Here is a 12,990-nt window from a genome sequence, read left to right as displayed (position 1 = left end):
CCACGCGGACGAACCTAAGAGTGTTGACGTTATTTACCCGACTTGACCTTGGTCCAGCTGCGGGTCATGAGTCGTTGGATCTTGGGCGGCAACTCGGAGTTGACGTAGAGCTTGTCGACGACCGCTTGCGGTGGGTAAACCGCTTCGTCGGTGCGTACTTTCTGATCCATCAGCTCGCCAGCCTTGGGGTTCGGGTTGGCATAACCGACGGTGTCGCTGACCTGTGCGATGACTTCAGGCTTGAGCACATAGTTGATAAAAGCATGCGCTTGTTTGATGTTGGTGGCGTCGCGCGGGATCGCCAGCATGTCGAACCAGAGGTTGCCGCCTTCCTTGGGAATCACGTAGGCGATATTGACGCCCTTGCCGGCTTCACTGGCACGGGCGCGGGCCTGGAAGATGTCGCCGGAGAAACCGGCGGCCACGCAGATCTCGCCGTTGGCCAGATCGGAGATGTACTTGGAGGAGTTGAAGTAGGTCACGTAAGGCCGGATCTTGAGGAGCTGAGCCTCGGCCTTCTTGTAGTCTTCAGGGTCTTCGCTGTTGGGGTTCAGGCCCAGGTAATTGAGCATCGCCGGGATCATCTCGTCGCCCGAGTCGAGGAACGAAACACCGCAACTGGACAGCTTCTTGATGTTTTCCGGCTCGAACAGCATGGCCCACGAATCGATCTTCTCGACACCCAGGACCGCCTTGATCTTCTCGACGTTGTAGCCGATGCCGTTGGTGCCCCACAGGTAAGGCACGGCGTACTGGTTGCCTGGGTCGTTCTTTTCCAGGCGTTTGAGCAGCGCAGGGTCGAGGTTGGCGTAGTTGGGCAACTGCGCCTTGTCGAGCTTCTGGAACGCCCCGGCCTTGATCTGCTTGCCCAGGAAGTGGTTGGACGGCACCACCACGTCGTAACCGGTACGCCCGGCCAGCAACTTGCCTTCCAGGGTTTCGTTGGAATCGAACACGTCATACACCGGCTTGATGCCAGTGGCTTTTTCGAAATCCGCCAGGGTGGTCTCGCCGATGTAGTCCGACCAATTATAAATATGCACGGTGGAGGCGGCCTGGACGCTGACGGCGAGCGTCAGGCCGGCGCCGACCAGCAAGGCGTTACGTAACAAAGAAAAGACTGGCACGTGGAGGTCCTCTTAAATAGTTGGGCCCAAGTTGCCCCCGTTACTTGGCCAAGAGAGGCCCTGCAACAAAACCGGCGCGCAACTTACCCTCGATAAACCGATCCAGCAAAACTTTTAGTTATTTAATTGCTCCTGTTGCCGCCGCCGCGATGGCAGCGACAACAGGAAGACGCTTCAGGCCGGCTTATTTACCGGATTTGATCTTGGTCCAGCTGCGGGTCATGATCCGCTGGGTCGCGGCTGGCAGGTCGGCAATCGCGTAAAGCTTGGCTTGCACGTCTGCCGGCGGGTAGATGCCCGGGTCGCTGGTGATTTCCTTGTTGACCAGCGGCGTAGAGGCCGCGTTGCCGTTCGGGAAGCTCACGGTATCGGTGATTTCAGCCATGATTTCCGGTTTCTGCAGGAAGGTCATGAACTTGTAGGCACCCTCGACGTTCTCGGCATCCTTGGGGATGGCGACCATGTCGAAGAAGCTGCCAGCACCTTCCTTCGGAATGTTGTAGCTGACTTTAACCTTGCCGCCGGCTTCGGCCGCACGGGACTTGGCCTGGTAGATGTCGCCCGAGTAGCCGACCGCTACGCAGATGTTGCCGTTGGCCAGGTCGGAGATGTACTTGGAGGAGTGGAAGTAGCCGATCGAAGGACGGATCTTGAGGAACAGCGCCTCGGCTTCAGCCAGTTGTTTCTTGTCCTGGCTGTCGGTCGGGTAGCCCAGGTAGTGCAGTGCCACCGGGATCATCTCGGTCGGCGAGTCGAGGAAGCTGATACCGCAGGATTTCAGCTTGGCCGCGTTTTCCGGCTTGAACAGCAGGTCCCACGAGTTGGTCGGCGCGTCGGCACCCAGGGCCGCCTTGACCTTCTCGGCGTTGAAACCAATGCCGATCGAACCCCACATGTACGGGAAGGCGTGCTCGTTGCCCGGGTCGCTCACGGAAACGGCCTTGAGCAGGTCGGTGTTCAGGTTTTTCCAGTTGGGCAACTTGGACTTGTCGAGTTTCTGGTAGACCCCGGCCTTGATCTGCTTGGCCAGGAAGTTGTTCGACGGCACCACGATGTCATAACCGGACTTGCCGGCCAGCAACTTGGCTTCCAGGGTTTCGTTGCTGTCGAACACGTCGTAGACGACTTTGATCCCCGATTCTTTCTCGAACTTGGCGACGGTATCCGGCGCAATGTAGTCGGACCAGTTATAGACGTGCAGCACTTTGTCGTCCGCCTGAACAGCGCCCGCCATCACGCCCATCAGGGACATGGCGAGGAGGGTCTTGCCAGCTATCTTCATACCTAATGCCTTCATGAAAAAATGCTCCAGTTATTCTTCTTAGCCACAGTTCAGTAGCCGGCTCGCGGGCAACTTGAACAGCCGGTAGTCTGGCAAGTTACAGGCCAGGCTTTCAACACAAGCCCAGCCTTTTATTCTCGCTGGGCGAGGCCCTTGCAGGCACCTCGCTCAGAGCCTAGCACTTAGCCTTGCAACGCACTGAGCGTCAGGTCCAGGCACTGCCGCGCCTTGGTCACCAATTCATCGATCTCGGCCTTGCTGATCACCAGCGGCGGCGCAATGATCATTGTGTCGCCCACCGCGCGCATGATCAGCCCGTTATCGAAGCAGAACTGCCGGCAGATCATGCCCACACCCTTGCCTTCGTAGCGCTTGCGCGTGGCCTTGTCCTGAACCAGCTCGATCGCCCCCAGCAAACCGACACCGCGCACTTCACCCACCAGCGGATGATCGTTCAGTTCCCGCAAACGTTTCTGCAAATAGGGTGCCGTTTCAGCATGGACGCGCTCGATGATCTTTTCGTCGCGCAGGATGCGGATGTTTTCCAGGGCCACTGCCGCGGCTACCGGATGACCGGAATAGGTAAACCCGTGGTTGAAGTCGCCGCCTTCGTTGAGCACCGCGACCACGTCGTCACGCACGATCAGCCCGCCCATGGGGATGTAGCCGGAGGTCAGGCCCTTGGCGATGGTCATCATGTGCGGTTTCAACCCGTAATAGTCGGTACCGAACCACTCACCGGTACGACCGAAGCCACAGATCACTTCGTCGGCCACGAACAGGATGTCGTACTTGGCGAGGATTTCCTTCATGCGCGGCCAGTAGCTGTCCGGCGGCACGATCACACCACCGGCGCCCTGGATCGGCTCGGCGATGAAGGCGCCGACGTTGTCCACGCCGAGCTCCAGGATCTTTTCTTCCAACTGGTTGGCCGCCCACACACCGAACTCTTCGGGGCTCATGTCGCCGCCTTCACCGAACCAATAAGGTTGGGCGATGTGGACAATGCCCGGGATCGGCAGGTCGCCTTGCTCGTGCATATAGGTCATGCCGCCCAGGCTCGCGCCGGCCACGGTCGAACCGTGATAACCGTTCTTGCGGCTGATGATGACTTTCTTGTTCGGCTGGCCCTTGATCGCCCAATAGTGGCGGACCATCCGCAGCATGGTGTCGTTGCCCTCGGAGCCGGAACCGGTGAAGAACACGTGGTTCATGCCTTCAGGGGCGATGTCGGCGATGGCTTTGGACAATTCCAGCACCGGCGGGTGGGCGGTCTGGAAGAACAGGTTGTAGTACGGCAGCTCGCGCATCTGTTGGCTGGCGGCATCGGCCAGTTCCTCGCGGCCATAACCGACGGCCACACACCAGAGGCCGGCCATGCCGTCGAGGATCTTGTTGCCTTCACTGTCCCAGAGGTAGACACCCTTGGCGTGGGTGATGATGCGCGGGCCTTTCTCTTTGAGCTGCTTGAAGTCACTGAACGGCGCCAGGTGGTGATCGTTGCTCAGGGCCTGCCATTCACGGGTTTGCGGGTTGTTGCGGGTCATGCCAATTCTCCTTTTATCGGTGAGGGCGAAGCTGCCTGAAGCAGCCTCGCCCGGCGCTTCAGACGGCAAAGAGCAGGAATTCCCGCTCCCACGAACTGATGACGCGCTTGAAGTTTTCATGCTCGGCCCGCTTGACCGCGACGTAGCCTGTGATGAATTTCTTGCCCAGGTATTTCTCGATGGTGGTGCTGTTTTCCATGCGTTCCAGGGCGTCTTCGATGGTCAGCGGCAAACGCAGGTTGCGGCGTTCGTAGCCTCGGCCCACCACCGGCGCGCTCGGGTTGATGCCTTCGACCATGCCGATGAAGCCACACAGCAGGCTGGCGGCAATCGCCAGGTACGGGTTGGCATCGGCGCCCGGCAAGCGGTTTTCCACCCGCCGGTTCTGCGGCCCGGCATCCGGCACGCGCAGGCCCACGGTGCGGTTCTCTTCGCCCCACTCCACGTTCACCGGCGCCGACGTGTCCGGCAGGAAGCGACGGAACGAGTTGACGTTGGGGGCGAACAGCGGCAACAGCTCGGGGATGAATTTCTGCAGGCCACCGATGTGATGCAGGAACAGATCGCTCATGGTCCCGTCTTCATTGGAGAAGACGTTCTTGCCAGTTTCCTTGTCGATGATGCTCTGGTGCAGGTGCATCGCACTGCCCGGCTCGCCGGTCATGGGCTTGGCCATGAAGGTGGCAGCCACGTCGTGCTTGAGTGCCGCTTCGCGCATGGTGCGCTTGAATACCAGGATCTGGTCGGCCAGGGACAGGGCATCGCCATGACGGAAATTGATTTCCATCTGCGCCGTGCCGTCCTCGTGGATCAGGGTATCGAGGTCCAGTTCCTGCAGTTCGCACCAGTCGTAGACGTCTTCGAACAGCGGATCGAATTCGTTGGCCGCTTCGATCGAGAATGACTGGCGGCCGGTTTCCGGGCGTCCGGAGCGGCCAATAGGCGGTTGCAGCGGAAAGTCCGGGTCGTCGCTGCGCTTGGTCAGGTAGAACTCCATTTCCGGCGCGACGATCGGCTGCCAACCCTTGTCGGCGTAGAGCTTGAGTACTTTCTTGAGCACGTTGCGCGGCGACAGCTCGATGGGGTTGCCCTGCTTGTCGTAGGCGTCGTGGATGACCTGGGCAGTGGGCTCGATGGCCCAGGGCACAAGGAAGACTGCGTTCTCGTCCGGGCGACAGATCATGTCGATGTCGGCGGGGTCGAGCAGTTCGTAATAGATGTCGTCTTCGACATAGTCGCCCGTAACGGTCTGGAGCAGAACGCTCTCGGGCAGGCGCATGCCTTTCTCGGCAATGAACTTGTTGGTCGGCGAGATCTTGCCCCGGGTGATACCGGTGAGGTCGCCAATCATGCATTCGACTTCTGTGATCTTGTGGTCTTTCAACCAATCGGTGAGCTGGTCGAGGTTGTTACTCATAAATGCCTCTAGGCGTGAGTTTCCTGACTGCTATTAGTCGTCAGGCGTTGTTTGACGCATCGGCGTCGCGTTGTATTGCCCTTGCTCGGCAGGCATCGCCAAATGCCTGGAAAATCGCAAGGTAGTGCGGGTTAGAGCTTACCTCCCATTCGGGGTGCCATTGCACACCTAAAGCAAAAGCCTTGCCTTCTGGCACCGAAATAGCCTCGATCAGGCCATCGGGGGCCACCGCTTCGGCCCGCAACCCAGGTGCCAGGCGCTCGATGCCCTGGCTGTGGATCGAGTTGACCTCTATTAGCTGGGGCAGCCCCAGCCCTGCCAGTACACCGCCAGGCTGGATATGCACGGCGTGGGCAGGGCCGTATTGAACATCCACCGCTTGAGTATCGTCTTCACGATGATCAATGAACGTTCCGACTTCATGAACTTTCTGATGCAGGCTGCCGCCAAAGGCTACGTTCATCTCCTGGAAACCACGGCAAATGCCCAGCACCGGGATGCCCGCCTCGACAGCGGCGCGGATCAGCGGCAAGGTGGTGGCGTCCCGTGCAGGATCATGAGCAGTGCCTGGCGCACTGGGCGGGCCCTGGTAATGAAAAGGTTCTACATTGGAAGGAGAGCCGGTAAAGAGAATGCCGTCCAGAGCGTCCAGAATATCGGACGGTGGGAGCAGATCCGCCAGGGACGGGAGCAGCACGGGCAGGCCCTTGGCGGCTGTCGCGACAGCCCGGGAATATTTATCGCCACTGATGTGATAAGCATGCAGACCAATCTGCCTGGAGCAGGTGGTGACGCCGATTAACGGCAGGCGAGACATGAAGCACCCCGGTATTATTGCTGTTATGGGTTTGAATCGAGCTTAGCCTTGTTCATTTTTTTACACAACACCCCCGTAAAAAATACAACACGGCCCGCTCAAGCCCGCGGGCGCCAAGACCCTTAAAGGGAAAAAAACGCCCTAAATTGCCTCAAAAAAGCCCTGAAGGTGCTTTTTTAGGGCAAAAAAGGCCCTGCTTGACTTCGGCATGCCGTTCGGGTTGACTGGCTTTCGAAGAGATCAATGATTGATATTTTTAACAACAAAGGTGTTGCATCATGTCGGTACCCCCGCGTGCCGTTCAGCTTAACGAAGCGAACGCGTTCCTTAAGGAACATCCTGAGGTTCTGTACGTTGACCTTCTGATTGCGGATATGAATGGTGTGGTGCGCGGCAAGCGCATAGAACGCACCAGCCTCCACAAGGTTTACGAGAAAGGCATCAACCTGCCGGCCTCTTTATTTGCCCTGGATATCAACGGCTCTACGGTGGAAAGCACCGGCCTGGGTCTGGACATCGGCGATGCCGACCGGATCTGCTATCCAATCCCTGACACCCTGTGCAACGAACCTTGGCAGAAGCGTCCCACTGCGCAACTGTTGATGACCATGCACGAACTCGAAGGCGAGCCTTTCTTCGCCGACCCGCGTGAAGTCCTGCGCCAAGTCGTGACCAAGTTCGATGAACTGGGCCTGACCATCTGCGCCGCATTCGAGCTGGAGTTCTACCTGATCGACCAGGAGAACGTGAATGGACGCCCACAACCGCCCCGCTCGCCGATCTCCGGCAAACGCCCGCATTCGACCCAGGTCTACCTGATCGATGACCTCGACGAATACGTCGATTGCCTCCAGGACATTCTGGAAGGGGCCAAGGAGCAAGGCATTCCCGCCGACGCCATCGTCAAGGAAAGTGCCCCGGCGCAGTTCGAAGTGAACCTGCACCACGTGGCCGACCCGATCAAGGCCTGCGACTATGCGGTCCTGCTCAAGCGTCTGATCAAGAACATCGCCTACGACCATGAAATGGACACCACCTTCATGGCCAAGCCTTATCCGGGCCAGGCGGGTAATGGTCTGCACGTCCACATCTCGATTCTTGATAAAGATGGCAAGAATATTTTTGCCAGCGAGGATCCCGAGCAGAACGCCGCACTGCGTCACGCGATCGGCGGTGTGCTCGAGACCCTGCCCGCGCAGATGGCTTTCCTCTGCCCGAACGTCAACTCCTACCGTCGTTTCGGCGCACAGTTCTACGTGCCGAACTCGCCGACCTGGGGCCTGGACAACCGCACCGTGGCCTTGCGCGTCCCTACCGGTTCGGCCGATGCCGTGCGCCTGGAACACCGCGTCGCCGGCGCCGATGCCAACCCCTATCTGCTGATGGCCGCCGTGCTGGCGGGCGTACACCATGGCCTGACCAACAAGATCGAGCCCGGTGCGCCGGTGGAAGGCAACAGCTACGAGCAGAACGAGCAAAGCCTGCCGAACAACTTGCGCGATGCCCTGCGCGAGCTGGACGACAGCGAAGTCATGGCCAAGTACATCGACCCGAAATACATCGATATCTTCGTAGCCTGCAAGGAGAGCGAGCTGGAAGAGTTCGAACACTCCATCTCCGACCTCGAGTACAACTGGTACCTGCATACCGTGTAAGCGGGTTGCAGTAAAAAAATAACGCCGCGGCCCTTAAAGGGGTGCGGCGTTTTTTATGGATGCTGGTTGGATGGCCGCCTTCGGCGGATCGCGAGCAAGCTCAGCTCCCACATTGGATCTGTGGTAACCACCTGAGCCAGGTTCATCACAGTTCCTGTGGGAGTTTTGGTGAACCACCTGAGCCAGATTTATCACAGTTCCCTGTGGGAGCAAGGCTTGCCCGCGATGACGACCTGGCAGACAACACAGGACCCGACTCGTACAATGCCCGGCAGCCCCGCAGGAGACGTCCATGACGCGCATCGCCACCCCCCGCAAACCCCGCGCACGCAGCCAGGCCCGGATCGACACCATTCTTGATGCCGCCCGTACACTGCTTGCCGCCGAAGGCGTGGCCAGCCTGTCGATCTACAGCGTCGCCGAACGTGCCGGGATCCCGCCTTCTTCCGTGTACCACTTCTTCGCCAGTGTCCCGGCCCTGCTCGAAGCCCTGACCGCCGACGTCCACGCCGCCTTTCGCGCCTGCCTGCAAGCACCGATCGATCATGCGGCGTTGAACCACTGGCACGATCTGTCACGGCTGGTGGAACAGCGCATGCTCACCATCTATAGCCAGGACGCCGCCGCCCGCCAACTGATCCTGGCCCAGCACGGCCTGACCGAAGTCACCCAGGCCGACCGCCAGCACGACCTCGAGCTGGGCGACCTGATGCATAAGGTGTTCAACCACCATTTCGAACTGCCGACCTTGCCCAGCGACGTCGACGTGTTCGCCCTGGCCATGGAACTGGGCGACCGCGTCTACGCCCGCTCGGTACAACAACACGGCCAGATCACCCCGCGCATGGCCGAGGAAGGCATGCGGGTGTTCGATGCGTACCTGGGGCTGTATCTGCCACCGTATCTGCCCAAGCGCTCCGCTTGATCGTTCCCACGCCTAGTGTTGATCGTTCCCACGCTCTGCGTGGGCATGCAGCCAGGGACGCTCCGCGTCCCCAAGAGCCGAACGCGGTGTGTCCGTAGAGGCATTCCCACGCAGAGCGTGGGAACGATAAGCCCCGAAGGGCTCACGCCGTCCGGGGCTGTGGGTCAAGCATCGCTCACAACTTGGCGATAGACACCTCGGTGGATTTGACGAAGGCGATCACTTCGCTGCCGATCGCCAGTTCCAGCTCCTTGACCGAGCGGGTGGTGATGACCGAAGTGACGATGCCCGACGCGGTCTGCACGTCGATTTCCGACAACACGTCGCCTTCGACGATTTCCTTGATGGTGCCTTTGAACTGGTTGCGTACGTTGATGGCTTTGATAGTCATGGTGTCGATTCCTGTCTGGATGAGGTTATTGCGCCCAACGCAATTGCGTGGGCAAGGGTGAAACGGGTTCCGGTTCCGGCGGTTGGCCGGGCAAGGACAGCACACGGTTGAGGACTTCGGTTTCCAGGCTCGCCAGGCGATGAGAGCCGCGAGCCCGTGGGCGTGGCAGGTCGATGGACAGGTCAAGGCCGATCTGGCCGTCCTCGATCAGGATCACCCGATCGGCAATCGCTACCGCCTCGCTGACGTCGTGGGTCACCAGCAACACCGTGAAGCCGTGCTGCTGCCAGAGGTTTTCGATCAGTTGCTGCATCTCGATGCGGGTCAGTGCGTCCAGCGCCCCCAAGGGTTCGTCGAGCAGCAGCAGGCGTGGCTGATGAATCAGCGCGCGGGCCAGGGCCACTCGTTGTTTCTGCCCGCCGGACAGCGCCGCCGGCCACTCATGGGCACGGTCGGCCAAGCCGACGGCTTCCAGTGCCTGCAGCGCCTGCGGGCACCAGTTGCCCTTTAGTCCAAGGCCGACGTTGTCGATGACTTTTTTCCAGGGCAGCAAACGCGCTTCCTGGAACATCAACCGCGTGTCCTGTTGCGCGGCACTCAACGCTGCCGAGCCCGCCAACAGTTGCCCATCGGTAGGCTGATCGAGACCGGCCAGCAACCGCAGCAACGTACTTTTTCCACAGCCACTGCGACCGACCACGGCTACGAACTGCCCGGCCGGGATATGCAGGTCGATGTCGCGCAACACCTGGCGCGTGCCGAAGGTTTTTTGCAGCTTGCGCACTGCCAGCGGGATGCCACGCAGCAGGCGCGGAGGTTGTTGGGCGGTCATGCGGCACCTCCCTTGTTCACTTGGTAGGCCGGGTGCCAGCGCAGCCAGACCCGCTCAAGCCCACGGGCGGCAAGGTCGGCCAATTTGCCCAGCACGGCGTACAGGAGAATCGCCAGCACCACCACATCGGTCTGCAGGAACTCCCGGGCATTCATTGCCAGATAACCGATGCCGGAGCTGGCCGAGATAGTTTCCGCCACGATCAGCGTCAGCCACATGAACCCCAGGGCAAAGCGCACGCCCACCAGGATCGAAGGCAAGGCGCCCGGCAGGATCACCTGGCGAAACAGGCGCAAGCCAGATAAACCGTAGCTGCGGGACATTTCCACCAGCGCCGGATCGACGTTGCGAATGCCGTGGTAGGTGTTGAGGTAGATCGGGAACAACGTGCCCAGCGCCACCAGGAAAATCTTCGCCGACTCATCGATGCCAAACCACAGGATCACCAACGGAATCAGCGCCAGGTGCGGGATGTTCCGGAGCATTTGCACGGAACTGTCCAACAGGCGTTCGCCCCACTTCGACAAGCCGGTGATGAAGCCCAGGGCCAGGCCGATGCCACCGCCGATCAGAAAGCCCACCGCTGCGCGCCAACCGCTGATCGCCAGGTGCGTCCAGATCTCGCCGCTGCGCACCAGATTGACCCCGGCCTCGATCACGGCCACGGGTGCCGGCAGGATCCGCGTGGATAACCAACCGGCCGATACCGACAGTTGCCATACCGCCAGCAACAGCAGCGGCACCGCCCAGGGCGTGAGGTTGTGGATGATTTTCTTCATGGCCGCCTCAACTCTGGGACGCGGCTTTGGGAAGAATATCGTTGGCGACCATTTCACCGAACGGGCTCACATAGCCCTGGCTCCTGGGCAACTCCGGACGCTCCACGTCCAGGTGGGGGAACAACAGTTCCGCCACGCGATAGGACTCTTCCAGGTGTGGATAACCGGAGAAGATAAAGGTGTCGATGCCAAGATCGGCGTACTCCTTGACCCGCGCCGCCACGGTCGGGCCATCGCCCACCAGCGCCGTACCGGCACCGCCGCGAACCAGGCCGACGCCGGCCCAGAGGTTGGGGCTGACTTCCAGCTTGTCGCGACGGCCACCGTGCAGGGCGGCCATGCGTTGCTGACCCACCGAGTCGAAGCGCGCCAGGGACGCCTGGGCACGGGCAATGGTGTCGTCGTCCAGGTGGGAAATCAGCCGGTCGGCCGCTTGCCAGGCTTCGGCGTTGGTTTCCCGCACGATCACATGCAGGCGGATGCCGAAACGTACCGTGCGCCCCAATTTCGCAGCCTTGGCCCGTACTTGTTCGATCTTTTCCGCCACGGCTGCGGGCGGCTCGCCCCAGGTCAGCACCATTTCCACCTGCTCGGCTGCCAAGTCCTGGGCGGCTTGCGACGAGCCACCGAAATACAGCGGCGGACGCGGTTGCTGGATCGGTGGATAGAGCAGCTTGGCGCCCTTCACACTGATGTGCTCACCGTCGTAATCCACGGTTTCGCCTTCCAGCACCCGGCGCCAGATGCGGGTGAATTCCACTGACGCCTGGTAGCGTTGCTCGTGGTCGAGGAACAGGCCATCGCCGGCCAACTCATCCGGGTCGCCACCGGTCACCAGGTTGAACAGCGCACGTCCGCCGGACAACCGATCGAGGGTCGCGGCCTGACGCGCAGCCACCGTCGGGGAAATGATCCCGGGGCGCAGGGCAACGAGAAATTTCAGGCGCTGGGTCACCGGAATCAACGAAGCGGCCACCAGCCAGGAGTCTTCGCAGGAACGCCCGGTGGGGATCAGCACACCGCCGAAACCCAGTCGATCCGCCGCCTGGGCGACTTGTTGCAGGTAACCGTGATCGACGGCGCGGGCGCCTTCGGCAGTGCCAAGGTAATGGCCGTCGCCGTGGGTAGGCAGGAACCAGAAAATATTGAGGCTCATGGAGTGGTCTCCTAAGGGATCGAATTACTGCGCGTTCGCAACGGCCGCTGGCGGCGTCCAGATCACGTCCTTGATGCTCAAGGGTTTGGGGATCAATTTGAGCTGATAGAAGCTGTCGGCGATTTTCTGCTGCGCCGCCACCACCTCCGGCGTGAGGAACAACGCCCCGTAGCCTTGGCGCTTCACCGCCGTCAGGGTGATATCCGCCGGTAGGCCAAGCAGCGGCGAGACTTGCTTGGTCACGTCGTCAGGATTGGCCTTGGACCACTCCCCCACTGCGCGCACTTCTTCCACCAGCGTCGTGATGACCTGGGGATTTTTTTGCGCATAGGGTTTGGTGGCGAGGTAGAACTGGTGGTTGTCGACGATGCCTTTGCCGTCACGCAGGGTGCGCGCCTGCAACTGCTGTTCGGCGGCAGCCTGGTACGGATCCCAGATCACCCAGGCGTCGACGCTGCCCCGCTCGAACGCGGCGCGGGCGTCGGCCGGCGGCAGGAAGACGGTCTGGATATCGGAATACTTCAGGCCGGCATCTTCCAGCGCCCGTACCAACAGGTAGTGGACATTGGAGCCTTTGTTCAGCACGACTTTCTTGCCCTTGAGGTCTTGCACCGACTGGATCGCCGAGCCTTTGGGCACCAGGATCGCCTCGCTGGTGGGCGCCGGCGGTTCGTAGGCGACATAAAGCAGGTCGGCGCCTGCAGCCTGGGCAAACACCGGCGGGGTTTCACCGGTCACGCCAAAGTCGATGGAGCCGACGTTCAAGCCTTCAAGCAGCTGCGGGCCGCCGGGGAACTCGGTCCATTGCACGTCCACGCCTTGGGCGGCGAGGCGTTTTTCCAATGTTCCCTTGGCCTTGAGCAGCACCAGGGTGCCGTATTTCTGATAACCGATCCGCAAGGTCTCGGCTTGAGCTTGAGTAATGACGCCGAGGGACACAGCCGCAGCAAACAGAGCGACCAGCCCGCGACGCAAAATGACAGTGCGCATGGCGCCTCTCCTTTTTGCTGTGGGGTTTTGGCTGCACCTGCTGGGCCGTTGGCGGCTGAGTAAGGTGAGTTG

General features: G+C 60.6%; 12 protein-coding genes. 2 read left to right on the top strand and 10 right to left on the bottom strand.

The features are described from left to right. Positions 1-29: 29 nt before the first annotated feature. From AB4O22_RS28290 to AB4O22_RS28270, 5 genes are all read right to left on the bottom strand, one after another. Complete coding sequence (locus AB4O22_RS28290) at positions 30-1,127, bottom strand: polyamine ABC transporter substrate-binding protein (protein WP_223472097.1); 1,098 nt, start codon at positions 1,125-1,127, stop codon at positions 30-32. Positions 1,128-1,311: 184 nt separating this feature from the next. Then, entirely contained in the window at positions 1,312-2,409 is a 1,098-nt protein-coding gene (locus AB4O22_RS28285) for a polyamine ABC transporter substrate-binding protein (protein ID WP_013694498.1), read from the bottom strand. Positions 2,410-2,591: 182 nt separating this feature from the next. Continuing rightward, entirely contained in the window at positions 2,592-3,956 is a 1,365-nt protein-coding gene (locus tag AB4O22_RS28280) for an aspartate aminotransferase family protein (protein WP_013694499.1), read from the bottom strand. A gap of 58 nt (positions 3,957-4,014) precedes the next feature. Continuing rightward, complete coding sequence (locus AB4O22_RS28275) at positions 4,015-5,373, bottom strand: glutamine synthetase family protein (protein WP_003206640.1); 1,359 nt, start codon at positions 5,371-5,373, stop codon at positions 4,015-4,017. A 40-nt stretch (positions 5,374-5,413) separates the two neighbouring features. Then, positions 5,414-6,190 carry a gamma-glutamyl-gamma-aminobutyrate hydrolase family protein gene (locus AB4O22_RS28270; RefSeq protein WP_223472096.1) on the bottom strand — a complete coding sequence of 259 codons (777 nt, stop codon included), beginning with the start codon at positions 6,188-6,190 and terminating at the stop codon, positions 5,414-5,416. A gap of 278 nt (positions 6,191-6,468) precedes the next feature. Here AB4O22_RS28270 and AB4O22_RS28265 point away from each other — a divergent pair, with 278 nt between their 5' ends. After that, on the top strand, positions 6,469-7,845 hold the full coding sequence (locus AB4O22_RS28265; RefSeq protein WP_003177396.1) for a glutamine synthetase family protein: 1,377 nt from the start codon (positions 6,469-6,471) through the stop codon (positions 7,843-7,845). 292 nt (positions 7,846-8,137) lie between these two features. Continuing rightward, the gene (locus AB4O22_RS28260) at positions 8,138-8,770 is read left to right on the top strand and encodes a TetR/AcrR family transcriptional regulator (RefSeq protein WP_003206643.1); all 633 of its coding nucleotides are present in this window, start codon (positions 8,138-8,140) and stop codon (positions 8,768-8,770) included. A gap of 175 nt (positions 8,771-8,945) precedes the next feature. Here the strand turns inward: AB4O22_RS28260 and AB4O22_RS28255 are convergent, their stop codons facing one another. The 5 genes from AB4O22_RS28255 to AB4O22_RS28235 are packed head-to-tail and all read right to left on the bottom strand — an operon-like array spanning position 8,946 to position 12,918. Beyond that, on the bottom strand, positions 8,946-9,161 hold the full coding sequence (locus AB4O22_RS28255; RefSeq protein WP_003177394.1) for a TOBE domain-containing protein: 216 nt from the start codon (positions 9,159-9,161) through the stop codon (positions 8,946-8,948). A gap of 25 nt (positions 9,162-9,186) precedes the next feature. Then, positions 9,187-9,993: an aliphatic sulfonates ABC transporter ATP-binding protein gene (gene ssuB, locus AB4O22_RS28250; RefSeq protein ID WP_460097645.1), complete on the bottom strand. Its 807-nt coding sequence runs from the start codon at positions 9,991-9,993 to the stop codon at positions 9,187-9,189. Continuing rightward, the gene (ssuC, locus tag AB4O22_RS28245) at positions 9,990-10,772 is read right to left on the bottom strand and encodes an aliphatic sulfonate ABC transporter permease SsuC (protein ID WP_223472094.1); all 783 of its coding nucleotides are present in this window, start codon (positions 10,770-10,772) and stop codon (positions 9,990-9,992) included. The genes ssuB and ssuC overlap by 4 nt, the downstream gene beginning before the upstream one ends. Positions 10,773-10,779: 7 nt before the next feature. Next, a complete protein-coding gene (ssuD, locus tag AB4O22_RS28240; protein ID WP_223472093.1) occupies positions 10,780-11,928 on the bottom strand; it encodes an FMNH2-dependent alkanesulfonate monooxygenase in 1,149 nt (382 codons plus the stop codon). Between the two features lie 24 nt (positions 11,929-11,952). Then, a complete protein-coding gene (locus AB4O22_RS28235) occupies positions 11,953-12,918 on the bottom strand; it encodes a sulfonate ABC transporter substrate-binding protein (protein WP_057449497.1) in 966 nt (321 codons plus the stop codon). Positions 12,919-12,990: the final 72 nt, after the last annotated feature.

It is taken from the genome of Pseudomonas sp. S3_B11, assembly GCF_054667715.1.
This window is presented reverse-complemented; position numbering and strand designations above follow the sequence as displayed.

What these genes read in the sequence shown, in the direction of transcription:
- AB4O22_RS28285 (WP_013694498.1), bottom strand. Translation starts at nt 2,409, where the DNA reads ATGAAGATAGCTGGCAAGACCCTCCTCGCCATGTCCCTGATGGGCGTG.
- AB4O22_RS28280 (WP_013694499.1), bottom strand. Translation starts at nt 3,956, where the DNA reads ATGACCCGCAACAACCCGCAAACCCGTGAATGGCAGGCCCTGAGCAAC.
- AB4O22_RS28275 (WP_003206640.1), bottom strand. Translation starts at nt 5,373, where the DNA reads ATGAGTAACAACCTCGACCAGCTCACCGATTGGTTGAAAGACCACAAG.
- AB4O22_RS28270 (WP_223472096.1), bottom strand. Translation starts at nt 6,190, where the DNA reads ATGTCTCGCCTGCCGTTAATCGGCGTCACCACCTGCTCCAGGCAGATT.
- AB4O22_RS28265 (WP_003177396.1), top strand. Translation starts at nt 6,469, where the DNA reads ATGTCGGTACCCCCGCGTGCCGTTCAGCTTAACGAAGCGAACGCGTTC.
- AB4O22_RS28260 (WP_003206643.1), top strand. Translation starts at nt 8,138, where the DNA reads ATGACGCGCATCGCCACCCCCCGCAAACCCCGCGCACGCAGCCAGGCC.
- AB4O22_RS28255 (WP_003177394.1), bottom strand. Translation starts at nt 9,161, where the DNA reads ATGACTATCAAAGCCATCAACGTACGCAACCAGTTCAAAGGCACCATC.
- ssuB (WP_460097645.1), bottom strand. Translation starts at nt 9,993, where the DNA reads ATGACCGCCCAACAACCTCCGCGCCTGCTGCGTGGCATCCCGCTGGCA.
- ssuC (WP_223472094.1), bottom strand. Translation starts at nt 10,772, where the DNA reads ATGAAGAAAATCATCCACAACCTCACGCCCTGGGCGGTGCCGCTGCTG.
- ssuD (WP_223472093.1), bottom strand. Translation starts at nt 11,928, where the DNA reads ATGAGCCTCAATATTTTCTGGTTCCTGCCTACCCACGGCGACGGCCAT.
- AB4O22_RS28235 (WP_057449497.1), bottom strand. Translation starts at nt 12,918, where the DNA reads ATGCGCACTGTCATTTTGCGTCGCGGGCTGGTCGCTCTGTTTGCTGCG.